The organism is Epilithonimonas tenax DSM 16811, from assembly GCF_000428485.1.
Taxonomy (GTDB): Bacteria; Bacteroidota; Bacteroidia; order Flavobacteriales; family Weeksellaceae; genus Epilithonimonas; species Epilithonimonas tenax.
Window position 1 is genome coordinate 18,041 of record NZ_AUAA01000009.1, and the last position, 15,468, is coordinate 33,508.

Genomic DNA, 15,468 nt, shown 5'->3' on the forward strand with positions numbered 1-15,468 from the left:
ATATGAAAATAGGCGATAAAGTTTCCGTCATCGATGATGATTTGAAAGGAACCATTTTGAAAATCATTGCTGATCAGGTAAAAATTGAAGATGAGCACGGTTTTACTTATGATTTACCGAAAAGTCAATTGACGATCCTCGATTCTGGATTGTATGAAAATACACCTGTGATCCGGAAAAATGAAAGCTCCAAAAATGTGTCGAAAAAACACAACAAAACACCACTGAAATTAGACCTTCATTTTCAGTTATTAGTGAAAAACCCATCGGATTATGATGCTTTTGAAAGATTGATGATCCAGAAAGATAAGCTTCTGGAAACCATAGATTTCTGCCGGAAAAACCACATCAAAAATCTGGAAATTATTCACGGCATCGGCGATGGTGTCCTGCAGAAAATGGTGTATGATATTTTGGAAGGCTTATCCAATGTAGAATATGATGAACACGGTTTTTTCTACCACGAGTCTGGCAAAGCAGAAGTCAAATTTCTGTAAATTTTGTTTGGCAGGAATATTGAACCCTGTAAAAAGCAAATCACTACTAAAAACTCAGATATATGTTTACACTAGCACAAATCGAAGCTGCTCATTCCAAAGTAGAAAGTGGCAAAAATTTCCCATTGTTTGCGAAAAAGATCAAAGAAATGGGTGTTCAGACTTTCGAAACTTTCGTAGAAGATGGATCAGTAATTTATAAAGGAAATGATGACTACAAAGTCTCTGGTGTTCAGCAGTATGCGCCAATACTAATCTACGGCATTGTAAATCCAACAAAATTTTTGGAAGATCTGAGAAATCATCAGCAAGGCAATACAGACTTTTTCCAGTTTTGTAAGGATTGCGCAGACAGCGGCATATTCAAATGGCTTGTAGATCTGGATGCAAAAACCTGCACCTATTACGATTCAGCTGGAACAGCTGTTTTTGAAGAAAAAATCCCGAATTAAATCCGGGATTTTATGTTATCAGGCGAAAATCGACTGTTTTATCGCTCTACCATCTATGGGGCTAATTCAAAGAGACATCTTCCGGCGCATTGGCCCACAGTAGGAACTCGCCACCCAGATTCTGCATGATATTTTTCCAAAGTCCCTGGTCATTCGGCAAGGTGTAATCCAGATTATAAACATCTACGATGGTCCACATTTTTCTTTGCAATTCGCCCTCAAGCTGAAGAGATCCCCAACCGGAGTAGCCGGAAAAAACCTTGATGTCAGCCGTACTGATTTCCCCATTCATCATCGCAGAAACCACAGAATCAATATCCTCCGTAAGATAGAATTCCTGATTGATCTCGACGTAATCTGCCGTGATCTTTTCGCCTTTCAGGATAAAGTAGATTTTGTCATTTTGCACCGGGCCGCCTTCATACAGCTCTACAGGAAAACCCAGGATGTTGAGAAGCTTGGAGCTCATATTCTGATTCTTCTTGTTGAGGATCAGGCCAAACGCACCGCTTTCGTTATGATCCACGATCAGAACGACCGAACGGGAAAATATATCACCCGAAATATCCGGCGTCGATATTAAAATTTTACCTTTGTAAGAGTAATTCATCTATCAAATCTATAAAAAAATATTTTTTTCAGAAAAGAATTCCGGAAAAATTTTATGTTAAAATGATTAGCGTTAAGATGATTGTGGCAGCTTGATCCGTCTTCCACTCCCAATCTTTTTTGCAGACATTTTCATCGACACACAGAACGTGTTGACCACGCAAAAAAGGATTTACGTTCAAGCCGGGCTGCAGCTTCGCAAAGCTGAAGATTGGTATTTCAATCCAACAATTTTCACTTGGTTCACCTTTTCTTTTTTAAGCTTTACACCTTTACGAACTTAAAACAGTTGGTATTTAAAAAATCTTATCGAACTTTGCGTTTACAAATTTTAGCATTCAAAAGAAGATGAACTCAGAAAACCTCCACGATAAAAGAAAAACCTACGAAAAATCCCAGTTGATAGAAACTGAGATCAAACAAAACCCAATCGAGCAATTCCGAGATTGGTTCTTGGATGCAGAAAATAGTTCCGAAGTCTCAGAGGCCAACGCCATGGCGATCTCAACCGTAGAACAAGACGGCTGTCCGCGCACAAGAATGGTCTTGCTGAAATCCTACAACTGGGAAGGATTCATTTTCTACACCAACTACGAGAGCCGAAAAGGAAAATCACTTGAGAGAACACACAAAGCCTGTCTCAATTTCTTCTGGCCAAGTTTGGAAAGACAGATCATCATCAAAGCCAATGTGGAGAGAATTGCGGAAAATCTCAGCGACGGCTATTTCCATTCTCGTCCCAAAGGCAGTCAGCTGGGTGCAGCAGTGTCGCCACAAAGTCAGGAAATTCCCAACAGGGATTTTCTGGAAAACAAACTGAAAGACCTCGAAAAAAAATTCGAAAATAAAGAAATACCAAGACCGGAAAATTGGGGTGGTTACATCGCAAAACCCTACGAAATCGAATTCTGGCAAGGAAGACCCAACCGTCTTCACGACAGGATTATCTATACGCTGGAAGATCATATTGATTGGAAAATATCCAGATTAGCACCATAAAAAATTCCAGCATTTGCTGGAATTTTTTTTATTTACTTCTTGCTTTCAAAACTTTTTCTACAGCTTCCAAAGTAAAACCTTTGGCTTTCAGTAGGATCAAATAATGGTACATCAGATCTGCCGCCTCATTCAGGAAGAGGTCATCATTGTGGTCTTTCGCCTCTATCACCAGTTCTACCGCTTCTTCTCCCACTTTTTGAGCCAGTTTGTTGATGCCTCTTTTGTAAAGTTGATTGGTGTAGGACGTTGCATCATCATGGTTAATTTTGTTAGAAATCGTTTGTTGCAATTCGTACAGAAAGCCTTTATCTGTTTCTTCCGCAAAACAAGTCGTCGTTCCGTTGTGGCAAGTAGGTCCCATTGGTTTTGCTGTGATGAGAACAGTGTCCTGGTCGCAGTCTATTTTCCAGTCGATCAATTCAAGATAGTGACCGGATGTTTCGCCTTTTGTCCAAAGTCTGTTTTTGGAGCGGGAGAAAAAGGTGACTTTCTTTTCCTGCAAAGTTTTATCAAATGCTTCCTGATTCATATAACCCAGCATCAGGACTTTCCGGTTGAGATGATCCTGAATGATTACAGGAACCAAACCTGTGTTGTTATCAAATTTTATAGTCATCGTATGGGTAGATTTTTAGATTTTAAATAATTTTTAAGTTCCGGAATTCCGATTTCATTGAAATGAAAAATACTCGCTGCCAATGCACCAGTAGCCTTGGTTTCTGTGAAAACGTCCTCAAAATGCAGCATCGTACCTGCACCTCCGGAAGCAATGACGGGAATATTAATTAATTCTGAAAGTGTTTTGGTAATGTCAATCGCAAATCCTGCTTTGGTGCCGTCTGTGTTCATTGAGGTTAAGAGGATTTCTCCCGCACCAAGATTTTCCACTTCTTTGGCCCAGGAAAATAATTCTTTCTCAGTTTCGATTTTTCCGCCGTTGCTGAAAACTTTGTGCTGATTTTCAACGGATTTTGTGTCAATTGCGAGAACCATACATTGCGAACCAAATCGTTTGGCAACATCGGTGATCAGGTTTGGATTGGAGAGCGCTGCAGAGTTGATGGTGATTTTGTCAGCACCATTTTTCAGAAGTTCTTCTACATTTTCCAAAGCATTGATGCCGCCGCCAACCGTGAACGGAATATTGATGTTTTTCGCAATTTCTTTGACAAGCGGAAGCAAGGTTTTTCTGCGTTCGTCCGTTGCAGAGATATCCAGGAAAACCAATTCGTCTGCACCTTGCTGAGAATATTTGATAGCCATTTCCACAGGATTTCCGACTTCTTTCAGGTCCAGGAAATTGACGCCTTTCACCGTTTCGCCATTTTTGATGTCTAGGCAAGGAATGATTCTTTTTGCTAGCATGAGAGAAATGGTTTTAAATCGTTAAACGTCATTCTGTTTTCATACAGGGCTTTTCCGATAATGGCACCTTCACAACCAATTGGGATGAGCTTTTCCAAATCTTCTACAGACGTAATTCCGCCGGAAGCAATCAATTTAACTCCAGGATTTTGAGAAATTATCTTTTCATACAAGTCAAAAGAAGGACCTTCCAGCATTCCGTCTTTGTCTATGTCTGTGGAGATCACATACTGGATTCCGGATTTTGTTTTTTCTTTGATGAAATCGTAAATGTCTTTTTCACTTTCTTCCAGCCAACCGGAAACGGCAATTTTTTCTTGTCTTGCATCGGCTCCTAGAATGATTTTTTCTGAGCCATACTTTTCAAAACTAGCTTGGAATAATTCTGGATTTTTAACAGCAACGCTACCAAGAGTGACTTGGTTTGCGCCACTTTCAAAAGCGATTTCTATGTCTTTTTCGGATTTCAAACCGCCGCCAAAATCGATGATTAAATTGGTTTTGCTGCAAATCTGTTCTAAGATTTTATAATTGATGATTTGGTTTTGTTTTGCGCCATCCAGATCTACCAGATGCAGAAACCGGATGCCATTGGCTTCGAAGTTTTTGGCAACATCCAAGACATTAGAATTGTAAATGGTCTTTTGGCTGTAATCGCCTTTGGAAAGGCGTACGCATTCTCCGTTGATGATGTCTATTGCGGGGATAATTCTCATTTTCTATTGTGCTTTAATATTCGATTAATTGGGAAAACTTCGATCCTTGCGAAGCGCGCCCCGGCCTGAGTGGAGCTCTTTTTCTTTTCTTTGCCTGAGCGTAGCCGAAGGTAAGGAAAAGAAAAAAGCGGGAACGGAGGACGGATAAAGGCGCCCCAAATGATTATAGTTTTAAAAAGTTCTCTAATATTTTGCTTCCCAATATTCCACTTTTCTCAGGGTGAAACTGAACGCCGAAAAAGTTATCTTTCTGCAAAGCGGTGCTGTAAGCTTCGGAATAATCTGTCGTGGCGATCGTGTGTTTGTTTTTTGCAACGTAGTAGCTGTGAACAAGATAGGTGTAGGTTTGCTCAGGTATTGCCTGAAACAAGTCTGATTTCAAGTCATAAATCTGATTCCAGCCGATCTGCGGAACCAGAACAGAATCCGGAAATTTTTTGACCGAAACATCGAAGATTCCTAAGGCTTGGGTGTTGCTCTCTTCGGAGTCTTTGCAAAGCAGTTGCATCCCGAGGCAGATTCCTAAAAGCGGCTGTTTGAGTTCCGGAATCAGGTGATCCAGTTGGGTTTCCCGCAGGGAGTTCATTGCAAAAGAAGCTTCTCCTACGCCGGGGAAAATCACTTTGTCTGCGTTTGAAATCTCGTCTGGATTGCTCGTGATCTTGGCAGAAAATCCCAGTCTTTCTATTGCAAAAAGAAGGCTTTGGACGTTTCCGGCTTTGTAATCTATGATAACTGTATTCATTATTTTAATTTTTTGAGATGATAGATTATAGACGGATAGATAATAGATACAAGATTCAAAGTTTATCATCTATCCGTCTATCATCTATTTGTCTATTACAACATTCCTTTTGTTGATGGTAAAATCATTTTGTCCGGATCGCGTTTTACGGCAGCTTTCAGGCATTTTGCGAAAGCTTTGAAAATCGATTCGATCTTGTGATGCTCGTTGTCTCCTTCTGCTTTGATGTTGATGTTGGCTCTGGCACCGTCTGAGAATGATTTGAAGAAATGGAAGAACATTTCGGTTGGCATTTTTCCGATCATTTCTCGTTTGAACTCTGCTTCCCAAACGATCCAGTTGCGGCCTCCAAAATCCAGTGCGACCTGAGCCAGGCAGTCGTCCATCGGCAATGCAAAAGCGTAACGTTCGATTCCCAGTTTGTTTCCTAAAGCTTGATAAAATACTTCTCCAAGGGCAATTCCGGTATCTTCAATCGTGTGGTGTTCATCCACTTCCAGATCGCCATCCACCTTGATGTCCAAATCCATCTGACCGTGCTTGGCAATCTGATCTAGCATATGGTCAAAAAAAGCAATCCCAGTTTCTATGTTGGATTTTCCCGTTCCGTCGAGATTTAGATTGATTTTTATTTTGGTTTCATTGGTATTTCTGATGATTTCGGCCGTTCGGTTTTCGAGTTTCAGAAATTCGTAGATGTCTTTCCACGAAGTCGTTTTTAAACCAATGACGTTTTCCAGATCATCATTTTCTAAGATCTCATCCGCACCTAGGTTTTCATCGGTATTAATAAAAATAGCTTTAGAATTGAGGTTTTTTGCCAGTTTGATATCCGTGATTCTGTCGCCAATGACGAAGGAGTTTTTTAAGTCATAAACAGTCTCGTCAAAATATTTGGTTAGCAATCCGGTGTTCGGTTTTCTGGTGGGCGCATTGTCTTTGGCGAAAGTTTTATCGATGAAAATATCTTCGAAGCGGATTGCTTGGCTTTCAAAGGTTTCTGTGATGAAATTCTGTATGATCCAAAAGTTTTCTTCCGGATGAGAGTCTGTTCCCAGGCCGTCCTGATTGGTCACCATGACCAATTCGTAATCCAATTCTTGGACAATTTTTGAAAGATAGGTGAAAACCTGCGGGTAGAATTTCAGCTTCTGGAAAGAATCAACCTGATAATCTTCTGGCTCAAGAACCAAGGTTCCGTCGCGGTCTATGAATAATAATTTTTTCATTGTTTATGGACTTTTTTTATTTTATATGGCTTCGAGAGCCTCAGCCTGACACTTTTCAGAATTTAATTTTTCGAAGAGTTTCTATAAGTTTTTTATTTTCTTCTGGAGAACCAACCGTAATTCTTAAGCAGTTTTTGATGACTGAATTTCTGTTTCTCACAATTACATTTTCTTCTACTAATTTTTGATAAATCCCATCTGCATTTTCTACTTCCATCAAAATAAAATTGGTGTCCGAAGGGTAGATCTTTTTAACCAAATCCAATGGTCTCAAACTTTGAATCAGATTTTTTTTCTCGCTCAAAATCAGATTGATGTTTTCTGAAACAAGCTTTATGTGATCATCATCCAGGATTTTAAGAATCGCATTCTGATTGGGCTGACTGATGTTGTAAGGCGGTTTTACTTTGTTGTAAAATTTGATTATTTCCTCCGATGCGTAAGCAATTCCAACTCGCACAGAAGCCATTCCCCAAGCTTTGCTGAAGGTCTGACTCACGATGATATTGGGGTAATTTTTAATTTGATTTCTGAAGCTTTCTTCCGGACTGAAATCGATGTAAGCTTCATCAATGAAGACAATTCCTTTGAAGTTTTCAAGAATATAGTCTACGGTTTTGATTGAATTTCCTGTCGGATTATTGGGTGAACAAATGAAAATGATTTTAAGGTTTGCATCATTTAGATAAGGTTTTAAAGTTTCCAAATCGATTTGGAAGTCGTTATTCAAAGCCATATCAATTAGTTCTACATTGTTGATGTTAGCAGAGACCTCATACATCCCGTAAGTTGGGGAAAAAGTCAAAACTTTATCTTTTCCGGGTTCGCAAAATATCCTGAAAGCCAAATCGATCACTTCATCGCTTCCATTTCCGAGGAAAATATGTTCTGCAGCAATCTGATTGATGGTGCTCAGTTTTTGTTTTATCTTTCTCTGGTAAGGATCCGGATAACGGTTCAGTTCCCCGAATGGATTTTCATTGGCATCCAGAAAAATACCATTCTCACCTTCAAACTCATCTCTGGCGGATGAATATGGTTTGAGATCCAGGATGTTTTTTCTGATCAAATTTTGAATGTTAATTTCCATTTTCTAAATATTTTAATCTGACAGAAACTGCATTTTTGTGGGCGATCAATTCCTCGGCTTCGGCCATTATTTCTATGGTGTTTCCAATATTTATGATGCCTTTTCTGGTGATGTTTTGAAAGGTGATTTTCTTGATAAAACTATCCAGAGATGCACCGCTGTAATTTTTTGCGAAGCCATTGGTTGGCAAGGTGTGATTGGTTCCGGAAGCGTAATCGCCGGCACTTTCCGGGCTGTAATTTCCTAAAAATACAGAACCTGCATTGGTGATTTTATCGGTAAAATTCTCTGCGTTTTCGATGGATAAAATCAAATGTTCAGGTGCATAACGATTAGAAAACTCAATCGCGTCATTGATTGAACTAAGCAAAATGGCTTTGCTGTTTTCCAGCGCAATTTGAGCAATTTCTTTTCGTGGCAATTCCGCAAGCTGTTTCTTGATTTCTATACCAACTTCATTCAGAATCTGTTCAGAAACACTCAATAAAATCACCTGAGAATCATTGCCGTGTTCTGCTTGTGACAAGAGATCAGCGGCTACAAATTCCGGAACAGAAGTGTCGTCGGTAATCACCAAAACTTCACTAGGACCCGCAGGCATGTCTATGGCAACATTGTAATTAAGAGCCAGTTGCTTTGCCGCAGTTACATACTGATTTCCAGGACCAAAGATCTTATCCACCTTGGGAATTGTTTCTGTCCCGAAAGTCAAGGCTGCAATGGCTTGGCTTCCTCCTATTTTATAAATGTTCTGGATGCCCACCAAGTCTGCTGCAAATAAGATTGCTGGATTTATTTTTCCATTTTTATCCGGCGGCGAGCACAGCGTAATGTTTTTGCATCCGGCAATGTTGGCCGGAATCCCCAACATCAAAACGGTGGAGAACAGAGGCGCCGTTCCACCAGGAATATAAATTCCGATATTTTCTATCGCTCTGCTTTCTCTCCAGCAAAAAACGCCCTCCGTGGTTTCAATGGTTTTGTTGTCTTCCTGTTGAGAGAAGTGAAATTTTCTGATATTTTCCGCTGCGATTGTAGTGGCTGATTTTAAGTCATCAGTAACCGAATTTATTGCTTCATTGATTTCTGATTCAGAAACTTTAAAGTCGTTTAAAACAACGCCATCAAATTTTTCTGTAAAAAACTTTAGGGCCTTATCGCCTTGGTTTTTCACTTCATCAAAAACCATTTTTACCTGTTCAGAAAGATCTTTTTGATTTTGTAAAGGTCTTTCGCAGAGTGATTTCCATTCTGCGGTATTGGGATATTTGTAGTTCTTCATCACAAGATCATTTTTTCGATTTCCAATACCAAGATACCTTGTGCACCTTCGTTTTTCAGTTTCTCTATCACTTCCCAGAACTGGTCTTCTTTGATCACAGAATGGATAGATGACCAGCCACTTTCTGCCAAGGGAATCACTGTTGGGGATTTCATTCCGGGTAGAATGCTGATGATATTTTCTAATTTTTCATTAGGTGCGTTTAGGAGGATGTATTTGCTTTCAAAAGCTTCTTTCACCGCATTGATGCGGAACAATAGTTTCTTCAGAATCTCTTTTTGCTCTTGAGACAGATTGTTGTTGGATACCAAAACGGCTTCGCTTTCCACCACTTTTTCTACTTCTTTCAAACCATTGGTAAGTAGGGTAGAACCAGTACTTATGATATCAAAAATACCGTCCGAAAGCCCAATTCCCGGAGCAATTTCTACGCTGCCACCAATTTTTTCTATTTGGGCGTTGATGTTTTTTTCCTGAAAGAATTTTGAAAGAATTTCGGGGTAAGAAGTGGCCACTTTTTTGCCTTCGAAGTATTGGATGCCGGTGTAGTTTTCTTCTTTGGGAATCGCCAAAGACAATCTGCATTGTGCAAATCCTAACGTTTGCAGAATGTCGATTTCCTTCTTCTGTTCCAGGACTTCATTCAGGCCCAGGATGCCTATATCGGCAACACCCTGTTCTACATATTGTGGGATATCGTCATCTCTCAGAAATAGAATTTCCAGAGGAAAATTAGAAGATACGGCTTTCAGTTTTCGGGTGCCGTTGGAAACTTTGATGCCGCATTCTTCCAGAAGTTTCAGGGATTTTTCGCTAAGTCTGCCGCTTTTTTGTAAGGCTAATTTCAGTTTACTCATTTTTAGATTTTGAAATAAGTCCGAGTAAACAAGAGGAAAATTTATGCAATAAAAAAACCGACTGATTACTCAGACGGTTTATATTTAGAAGTTATGACATATCACTACCTTCCCGTCTGCGCGAGGAAATGGTGATGATGATGTACAATTTGGATAGTCATTTTTATATTTTGATAATGCAAATGTATATAACTTATTTTAATTAAAACTAATTTTTTTTAATATTTAACTAAATCAATTGTGCCGCCCATTGCTGAACGATCTCCGAAAACCTTTTGTTTTCAAAGGTTTTATTCCTGATTTTGGAGACAGAATGAACCCCTTTTTCATCGGAAATTCTTAAAATTTCGTCCGCTTTTTGAGATTCAAAAGCAATGATTTCCGCTTCTTCTATTTCCGCCAGTTTATTTTTATGAACAAAAGTGACAAAGTTCTCCATCAATGGCGAAATGTATGCGCCTTCCGTCTGTTTTGGGATTTTAATCACATTATCCTGCAAAAACAAAAGATTTCCAAAAATACTTCTCGCGATTTTTTTGTTTGGATTTAGGAGAATCACATCGTCCAGATCATTTTCTTTGGCATAAATCTGAGCATAGATATTTTCAGGAGAATGAACGCGGATATTACTCAGGAGATTAGCATTCACATTGATTTCTTTGATTAGATCCATCTCCAGATTGCCTTGGATTCTCAAAACATCTTCCGTCTCGTCCACTTCAAAAAAGAACGCCGTTTCCGATTTTGCCAAAGGTTTGTCGTCCTGTTTTCTGTAAGCCATCAACTGGACGATTCCGTTCTGAACGCCTTTTGATAAAACTTCGTTCTGAAAAAGTCCCTGGAAAAACTCCAATGTGTAAGTCAAAGGGATGTTCAATCTCATTTTCCTCATCGAAGCCATCAGGAAAAAATAAGATTCCTCAGCCATGATGATTTCGCCGTTTCTAATAAAAAATGAAACCCAAACAGAATCGCCAAAAAGAAAAGAGCGATTCAGCAATTGTAAATGGTCTTGTGTGTAAATTATCTTCTGCATGGTATGGTATAAAAAAATAATGAACGATAAAATCGTTCATCTATTATTTTCTAAGAAGCACCTAATTTTAGTTGTAGATTTTCTATCAAATTTTCCCAATAGAGCTGGTTTTCTTCCTCATCGCCAGGCTCGCAAAAGTCGGTAATGTTAAGAGAAAGGTCATCTGTGATCTCGTCTATGACAATAGAAAGTTCAAAGAAATACTTAGACCCTTCGTCCTCTTCCCAACGGAAACGCACAAAACTCTCCGGCTTGTATCTGATCATCGTAGCCTTCTCAGCAGGGCTATTTCCCCAACTGAAAAAGAAATCGTCTCCACGCTCCACCACATCATCTGCAAACCACTCTGATAGTCCTTCTGCACTTGCCAAATACTCGTACAAGATCTCTGAGAGACAATGCATATTGTATTCGTACTGCACTTTCGTTTTCGTCATATTCAAATTCTAATTGTGGCGCAATATATAAATTAATTTTTTATTTCCAAATCAAAATGTCTATTGAAAGTTAAATTTTTTATAGAAATAATGTATGACTTTTATTAGCTTCTCTGTAATAGGCGAAAAACCTACAAACCATTGATTATTTGATTCCCTCGAGCCTGAAGGTTTGGGCAGCTTTATCCGCCTTCCGCTCCCAAACCTAACGAAGTGGTTCGACGAAGTCAATCTTTTTTGCTCCAGATTTCCGTTAAGTTGAACTCTTGTATAAGCAAAAAAGGATTTCCGCTCAAGTCGGGCTGCAGATTCGTCGGTAAATCAAGATTTGTCCTAAAGACACAAATTTTTCATTCCATAGGAAGCCTAACAGAGTGGTTCGACGAAGTCAATCTAAATTTCGCTGTCAAGATTCCTCTGGAATGACAAATTGGATGTTAAAATAGAATGTTTGGGAAAAGTCTATTCCACTTCATTCAAAGCTTCTAAGATGATGGCACAACCTTTTCGGATTTCCTCTTCCGAGATGGTTAAAGGCGGAGAAATTCTCATATATTCATTTCTGTAAAGTTGCCAGAAGACAATCAAGCCTTTTTCCATACATCTGGAAGCTACTTTCAAAGTATATACAGGACTTCCAAGATTCACGGCCAACATCAAACCTTTTCCGTTCACATTTTTGATTTTTGGATGCACGAGCAATTCTCGGAAGAGTTTTTCTTTTTTATCAGTTTCGTTCATCAATCCACTTTCCAGAACTTCTTTCAAAGTGGCGTATGAAGCGGCTGCTATCAATGGGTTACCTCCAAAAGTCGTAATGTGTCCCAACTTCGGCGAATGTGAAAGGCTGGTCATGATTTCCTTAGAACTCATAAATGCGCCCACCGGAACGCCTCCGCCCATTCCTTTTCCCATCACAAGAATGTCAGGAACAATCCCAAAATGCTCAAACGCAAACAGTTTTCCCGTTCTTCCAAAACCAGGTTGGATCTCATCAAGAATCAGTAATGCGCCTACTTCCTCACAACGCTTTTTCAGTTGAATGAAGTAATTATCTTTCGGCATAATAAAGCCTGCAGCACCCTGGATGGTTTCCACAATTACACAAGCCGTTTTCTCTGTGATATTATCAAAGTCATTCTCATTATTGAACTCGATGAAGTTGACCATTGGCAGCAACGGACGGAATTCTCTTTTGTGAAACTCGTTTCCTGCCACAGAAAGTGCCCCGTGGGTGTTCCCGTGATAGGCTTCTTTGAAAGCGATGATCTCTTCTCTACCTGTGTAGCGTTTTGCCAATTTCAAACTACCGTCAATAGCTTCTGCTCCGGAGTTTACGAGATAAGTCACTTCCAAAGGTACCGGTGTAGCTTCTGCCAAAAGTTTGCAAAGCGCCACTGGTTTTTCCTGCGCATATTCGCCATAGACCATCACATGGAGATATTGGTCTGCTTGTTCTTTGATGGCGTTTACAATCTTCGGGTGCGAATGTCCCAGTGTGTTGGCAGAAACGCCGGCTACAAAATCCAGGTAAGCGATTCCGTTTTTTCCGTAGATGTAACTTCCTGCTGCTTTTTCCACTTCGAAACCTGCGGCATAAGGTGTTGTTTGGGCTTGGTATTTGAAGAAATTTTGGTTCATTTTTTAAGGAGATGTTAGAAATTAGATTTTAGAAGTGAGATTTAGATTCGGTGATTTTGAAAATCAATGGCGTTCTAAACTTGTACAAAGTTCGCGAATTTTGCGTTTCCGTTCTATCAAATAATAAAAGTTTCAACTTTGCGAAGCGCGCCCCGACTTGAGTGGAGCTCTTTTTCTTTTTGTGGCCTGAGCGAAGTCGAAGGTCACGAAAAGAAAAAAGCGGGAACGGAAGGCGGATTAAGGCGCCCATACTTCGGCTCCGCTGAGGAACCGGGCAAATTAATTATTTCTTCACCCGAACTGGCGTTTTCGGTTTGTTCTTTTCTTCGAGTTTCTTGCGTTCGGCATCTGCCCGTTCAAAGAGATAATTGTCTGACTGGTAGATGGTTTCTGGATAGTTGGGTGTGTCTAGGAAAATGTCGCGCCACTTCTGCGGACGGTCTTTGGTGTTCCAATTGAAATCTTTGAAAAAGCGCTCGTTTTTTGCGATTTTGCTCATTGGATAAGTGTCTGTATTGGCACTGATGTTACAATCTACGATTTCCAGACGACGTTCCAAAAACTGCGCAACGATCTCGCCACATGTGGACAGTGCCACACCGATTCTTGTAACCTCTTTGGTTTTTTCATTTGTGTCATCTGCGTAATTGATGGCTTGTGCATTGCCGACGGCTTTTGCGATATCGATGGCATTGTCTTTCAAATAGACCATCATATTTTTGCTTTTGATCTGGTGGAATTCGTCTTTCATATTGAGCGAATCTGCTTTGCTGATTGCAAATGCATTTCCCAAAACACGGATGGAGTCTGTTATCTCTTTTTCGGGATCGCTGTAGATGCGGATCTCATCGCCGGTGATCTGCTTCACTCCCATCCAAAGCATTGGTTTTCTCATCAGGTGCATCTCACCATCGGTCTCGTTGAAGCTGAGAGAATCTGCACGACCCTGCATATCTGTTTTATAAATCCGTACTTTTCGGAATGCTCTCAGGAAGCTTTTTTTCTTAAGTTTATTTGCAGAATCTGGCTTTTGGTAAGTCAGGAATTTTTCTGCAGCGATGTAAACAGAATCTTTGCTAAGGATTTTCACAGCGTAAGGTTGATCTGTCACCATTGCCGAATCTTTTTTCTCGTAGATCTCGCCGTAACCACCTTTGATATAGCGGCTTTGTTTAGGATCGTCTAATGTGACATTGCCGTTTCCTTTTCCGAAACCTGTATTTCTGTTGAAGTAGAGTTTGTCTCCGGTTAGGATCTTGTCGTTGTAATGGATCCTGGAATTTTTGTTAAGGAAAGATTCGCCTGTTTTGGAGTTGTAAGTACCTAGTTCTGTGTAAACGTAATTTCTCGGATTGGCTTTGTCCCGGATCGTGGTGGGACCAGAAAAATCTGAAGCGCCCGTGTTTTGGTTTTGCCTGATATTATCGCTGACGATGGTGTATTTATCCGTTTCAATATTGGAACGACCGATGAAGTCGATCATTTTTGTATTGAGATAATAAGTGGCTGATTTGGTGAACATCACGCTGCCGTCATTACTGTAGATCGTTCCTCCGGTGTTGAAGTAAGCGGTGTTTGGGATTTTGTCGTAGTAGAGGGTTTCTGTCTTGATAGTCTGTTTCGGGTCTGTAAGGACTACATTTTTTCTGGCGATTCCACGTTCTGTATTCCCATCGTATTCCATTTCTTGAGCGGTGATTTTGCTTCCGTCAGAAGTGGTGAGGACGACGTTTCCAATGGCTTTCAGAAAGTTTTCTTTTTGATAAAAAACGACTTCATCAGCAGTAAGAACAGAGCCTTGGTGTTCAAAAACAACATGTCCTGAGAAGACTGGATTTCCTTGGTATTGATCCACTTTCACACCAAAGGTATCCGCATGCTTGTTGATCACTTTTTTGGAAGTCTCGGTTTTTTGATTTGAATTGTTGAAAAAAGGATCTTTTACCAAGCCTGTATTTTGGCTTGGTGCTACTTGTGAAAAGATTTTTATAACAACTAAAAGTAATATGAAAAGAAAAGATTTCTTCATTAATTTTCAGACTTCTTGTGTCCGTAGAAGTATAGGGAATGTGTATCAATACTCACACCAAATGCTTTTTCTATTGATTCTTTGATCCCTTGGATCCTTGGGTCACAAAATTCTATGATCTCAGCGATTTCTTTGTCAGAATCTTCCCTGTAGATGACCAAATGGTCATGCTGTTTATCGAAGTAGGATTTTTCGTAAGAGGATGTACTGAGTGTTTTTTCACCAAACTGGTGCTTTCTGATCAAGCCTGCATCCAGAAAAATCTCGATCGTATTGTAGATCGTAGCCTTGCTGACGTGGTATTTTTTCTGCATCATCAGGAGATAAAGATCGTCTACGTTGAAATGATGCTCCATATTGTAGATCTCTTCCAAAATGGTATAACGCTCCGGAGTATTGCGGAAGCCTTTGTCCATAAGGTATTGTCTTAAAACATCTTTTATAGTTGCGATATTCAACTCTTTTTGTTTCGTATCCATCTTAC

Annotated in this window: 17 protein-coding genes; 3 read left to right on the forward strand and 14 right to left on the reverse strand. The window is 39.9% G+C overall.

All coding sequences use genetic code 11. The features are described from left to right. Positions 1–2: 2 nt before the first annotated feature. Together F564_RS0106110 and F564_RS0106115 are read left to right on the forward strand one after the other, a co-directional pair. Positions 3–497 (forward strand): Smr/MutS family protein, encoded by a 495-nt coding sequence (locus F564_RS0106110; RefSeq protein ID WP_028121843.1) that lies wholly within the window; start codon positions 3–5, stop codon positions 495–497. A gap of 62 nt (positions 498–559) precedes the next feature. Further along, the gene (locus F564_RS0106115; protein WP_028121844.1) at positions 560–949 is read left to right on the forward strand and encodes a DUF1398 domain-containing protein; all 390 of its coding nucleotides are present in this window, start codon (positions 560–562) and stop codon (positions 947–949) included. Between the two features lie 61 nt (positions 950–1,010). On the opposite strand, the gene F564_RS0106120 is transcribed toward F564_RS0106115, so the two are convergent. Then, positions 1,011–1,559 carry a YqgE/AlgH family protein gene (locus F564_RS0106120; protein WP_028121845.1) on the reverse strand — a complete coding sequence of 183 codons (549 nt, stop codon included), beginning with the start codon at positions 1,557–1,559 and terminating at the stop codon, positions 1,011–1,013. A 347-nt stretch (positions 1,560–1,906) separates the two neighbouring features. Here F564_RS0106120 and pdxH point away from each other — a divergent pair, with 347 nt between their 5' ends. Continuing rightward, positions 1,907–2,557, forward strand: a complete 651-nt coding sequence (gene pdxH / locus F564_RS0106130; protein WP_034980913.1) for a pyridoxamine 5'-phosphate oxidase — start codon at positions 1,907–1,909, stop codon at positions 2,555–2,557. 28 nt (positions 2,558–2,585) lie between these two features. Here pdxH and hisIE read toward each other — a convergent pair whose 3' ends face one another. The 13 genes from hisIE to F564_RS0106195 form a co-directional block, all read right to left on the reverse strand. Continuing rightward, positions 2,586–3,173, reverse strand: a complete 588-nt coding sequence (gene hisIE, locus F564_RS0106135; RefSeq protein ID WP_028121848.1) for a bifunctional phosphoribosyl-AMP cyclohydrolase/phosphoribosyl-ATP diphosphatase HisIE — start codon at positions 3,171–3,173, stop codon at positions 2,586–2,588. Beyond that, a complete protein-coding gene (hisF, locus tag F564_RS0106140) occupies positions 3,170–3,922 on the reverse strand; it encodes an imidazole glycerol phosphate synthase subunit HisF (RefSeq protein WP_028121849.1) in 753 nt (250 codons plus the stop codon). The genes hisIE and hisF overlap by 4 nt, the downstream gene beginning before the upstream one ends. Beyond that, positions 3,916–4,638, reverse strand: a complete 723-nt coding sequence (gene hisA, locus F564_RS0106145; protein ID WP_028121850.1) for a 1-(5-phosphoribosyl)-5-[(5-phosphoribosylamino)methylideneamino]imidazole-4-carboxamide isomerase — start codon at positions 4,636–4,638, stop codon at positions 3,916–3,918. Before hisA ends, hisF begins: the two co-directional genes overlap by 7 nt. A 163-nt stretch (positions 4,639–4,801) precedes the next feature. Beyond that, a complete protein-coding gene (hisH, locus tag F564_RS0106150) occupies positions 4,802–5,383 on the reverse strand; it encodes an imidazole glycerol phosphate synthase subunit HisH (protein ID WP_028121851.1) in 582 nt (193 codons plus the stop codon). 95 nt (positions 5,384–5,478) lie between these two features. After that, positions 5,479–6,612: a bifunctional histidinol-phosphatase/imidazoleglycerol-phosphate dehydratase HisB gene (gene hisB / locus F564_RS0106155; RefSeq protein WP_028121852.1), complete on the reverse strand. Its 1,134-nt coding sequence runs from the start codon at positions 6,610–6,612 to the stop codon at positions 5,479–5,481. A gap of 55 nt (positions 6,613–6,667) precedes the next feature. Beyond that, on the reverse strand, positions 6,668–7,702 hold the full coding sequence (gene hisC / locus F564_RS0106160; protein WP_028121853.1) for a histidinol-phosphate transaminase: 1,035 nt from the start codon (positions 7,700–7,702) through the stop codon (positions 6,668–6,670). Next, complete coding sequence (gene hisD / locus F564_RS0106165) at positions 7,692–8,984, reverse strand: histidinol dehydrogenase (protein ID WP_028121854.1); 1,293 nt, start codon at positions 8,982–8,984, stop codon at positions 7,692–7,694. Before hisD ends, hisC begins: the two co-directional genes overlap by 11 nt. Continuing rightward, a complete protein-coding gene (gene hisG, locus F564_RS0106170) occupies positions 8,984–9,841 on the reverse strand; it encodes an ATP phosphoribosyltransferase (protein ID WP_028121855.1) in 858 nt (285 codons plus the stop codon). Before hisG ends, hisD begins: the two co-directional genes overlap by 1 nt. A 229-nt stretch (positions 9,842–10,070) precedes the next feature. Continuing rightward, entirely contained in the window at positions 10,071–10,877 is an 807-nt protein-coding gene (locus F564_RS0106175; protein ID WP_051259583.1) for an aminotransferase class IV, read from the reverse strand. A 50-nt stretch (positions 10,878–10,927) separates the two neighbouring features. Beyond that, on the reverse strand, positions 10,928–11,314 hold the full coding sequence (locus tag F564_RS0106180) for an START-like domain-containing protein (RefSeq protein ID WP_028121857.1): 387 nt from the start codon (positions 11,312–11,314) through the stop codon (positions 10,928–10,930). 462 nt (positions 11,315–11,776) lie between these two features. After that, positions 11,777–12,955 carry an aspartate aminotransferase family protein gene (locus tag F564_RS0106185; RefSeq protein WP_028121858.1) on the reverse strand — a complete coding sequence of 393 codons (1,179 nt, stop codon included), beginning with the start codon at positions 12,953–12,955 and terminating at the stop codon, positions 11,777–11,779. Positions 12,956–13,238: 283 nt separating this feature from the next. Continuing rightward, a complete protein-coding gene (locus tag F564_RS0106190; protein WP_028121859.1) occupies positions 13,239–14,984 on the reverse strand; it encodes an OstA-like protein in 1,746 nt (581 codons plus the stop codon). Further along, complete coding sequence (locus F564_RS0106195) at positions 14,984–15,463, reverse strand: Fur family transcriptional regulator (RefSeq protein WP_028121860.1); 480 nt, start codon at positions 15,461–15,463, stop codon at positions 14,984–14,986. Before F564_RS0106195 ends, F564_RS0106190 begins: the two co-directional genes overlap by 1 nt. Positions 15,464–15,468: the final 5 nt, after the last annotated feature.

Coding starts and splice junctions, on each gene's coding strand:
- F564_RS0106110 (WP_028121843.1), top strand. CDS start 3: ATGAAAATAGGCGATAAAGTTTCCGTCATCGATGATGATTTGAAAGGA.
- F564_RS0106115 (WP_028121844.1), top strand. CDS start 560: ATGTTTACACTAGCACAAATCGAAGCTGCTCATTCCAAAGTAGAAAGT.
- F564_RS0106120 (WP_028121845.1), bottom strand. CDS start 1,559: ATGAATTACTCTTACAAAGGTAAAATTTTAATATCGACGCCGGATATT.
- pdxH (WP_034980913.1), top strand. CDS start 1,907: ATGAACTCAGAAAACCTCCACGATAAAAGAAAAACCTACGAAAAATCC.
- hisIE (WP_028121848.1), bottom strand. CDS start 3,173: ATGACTATAAAATTTGATAACAACACAGGTTTGGTTCCTGTAATCATT.
- hisF (WP_028121849.1), bottom strand. CDS start 3,922: ATGCTAGCAAAAAGAATCATTCCTTGCCTAGACATCAAAAATGGCGAA.
- hisA (WP_028121850.1), bottom strand. CDS start 4,638: ATGAGAATTATCCCCGCAATAGACATCATCAACGGAGAATGCGTACGC.
- hisH (WP_028121851.1), bottom strand. CDS start 5,383: ATGAATACAGTTATCATAGATTACAAAGCCGGAAACGTCCAAAGCCTT.
- hisB (WP_028121852.1), bottom strand. CDS start 6,612: ATGAAAAAATTATTATTCATAGACCGCGACGGAACCTTGGTTCTTGAG.
- hisC (WP_028121853.1), bottom strand. CDS start 7,702: ATGGAAATTAACATTCAAAATTTGATCAGAAAAAACATCCTGGATCTC.
- hisD (WP_028121854.1), bottom strand. CDS start 8,984: ATGAAGAACTACAAATATCCCAATACCGCAGAATGGAAATCACTCTGC.
- hisG (WP_028121855.1), bottom strand. CDS start 9,841: ATGAGTAAACTGAAATTAGCCTTACAAAAAAGCGGCAGACTTAGCGAA.
- F564_RS0106175 (WP_051259583.1), bottom strand. CDS start 10,877: ATGCAGAAGATAATTTACACACAAGACCATTTACAATTGCTGAATCGC.
- F564_RS0106180 (WP_028121857.1), bottom strand. CDS start 11,314: ATGACGAAAACGAAAGTGCAGTACGAATACAATATGCATTGTCTCTCA.
- F564_RS0106185 (WP_028121858.1), bottom strand. CDS start 12,955: ATGAACCAAAATTTCTTCAAATACCAAGCCCAAACAACACCTTATGCC.
- F564_RS0106190 (WP_028121859.1), bottom strand. CDS start 14,984: ATGAAGAAATCTTTTCTTTTCATATTACTTTTAGTTGTTATAAAAATC.
- F564_RS0106195 (WP_028121860.1), bottom strand. CDS start 15,463: ATGGATACGAAACAAAAAGAGTTGAATATCGCAACTATAAAAGATGTT.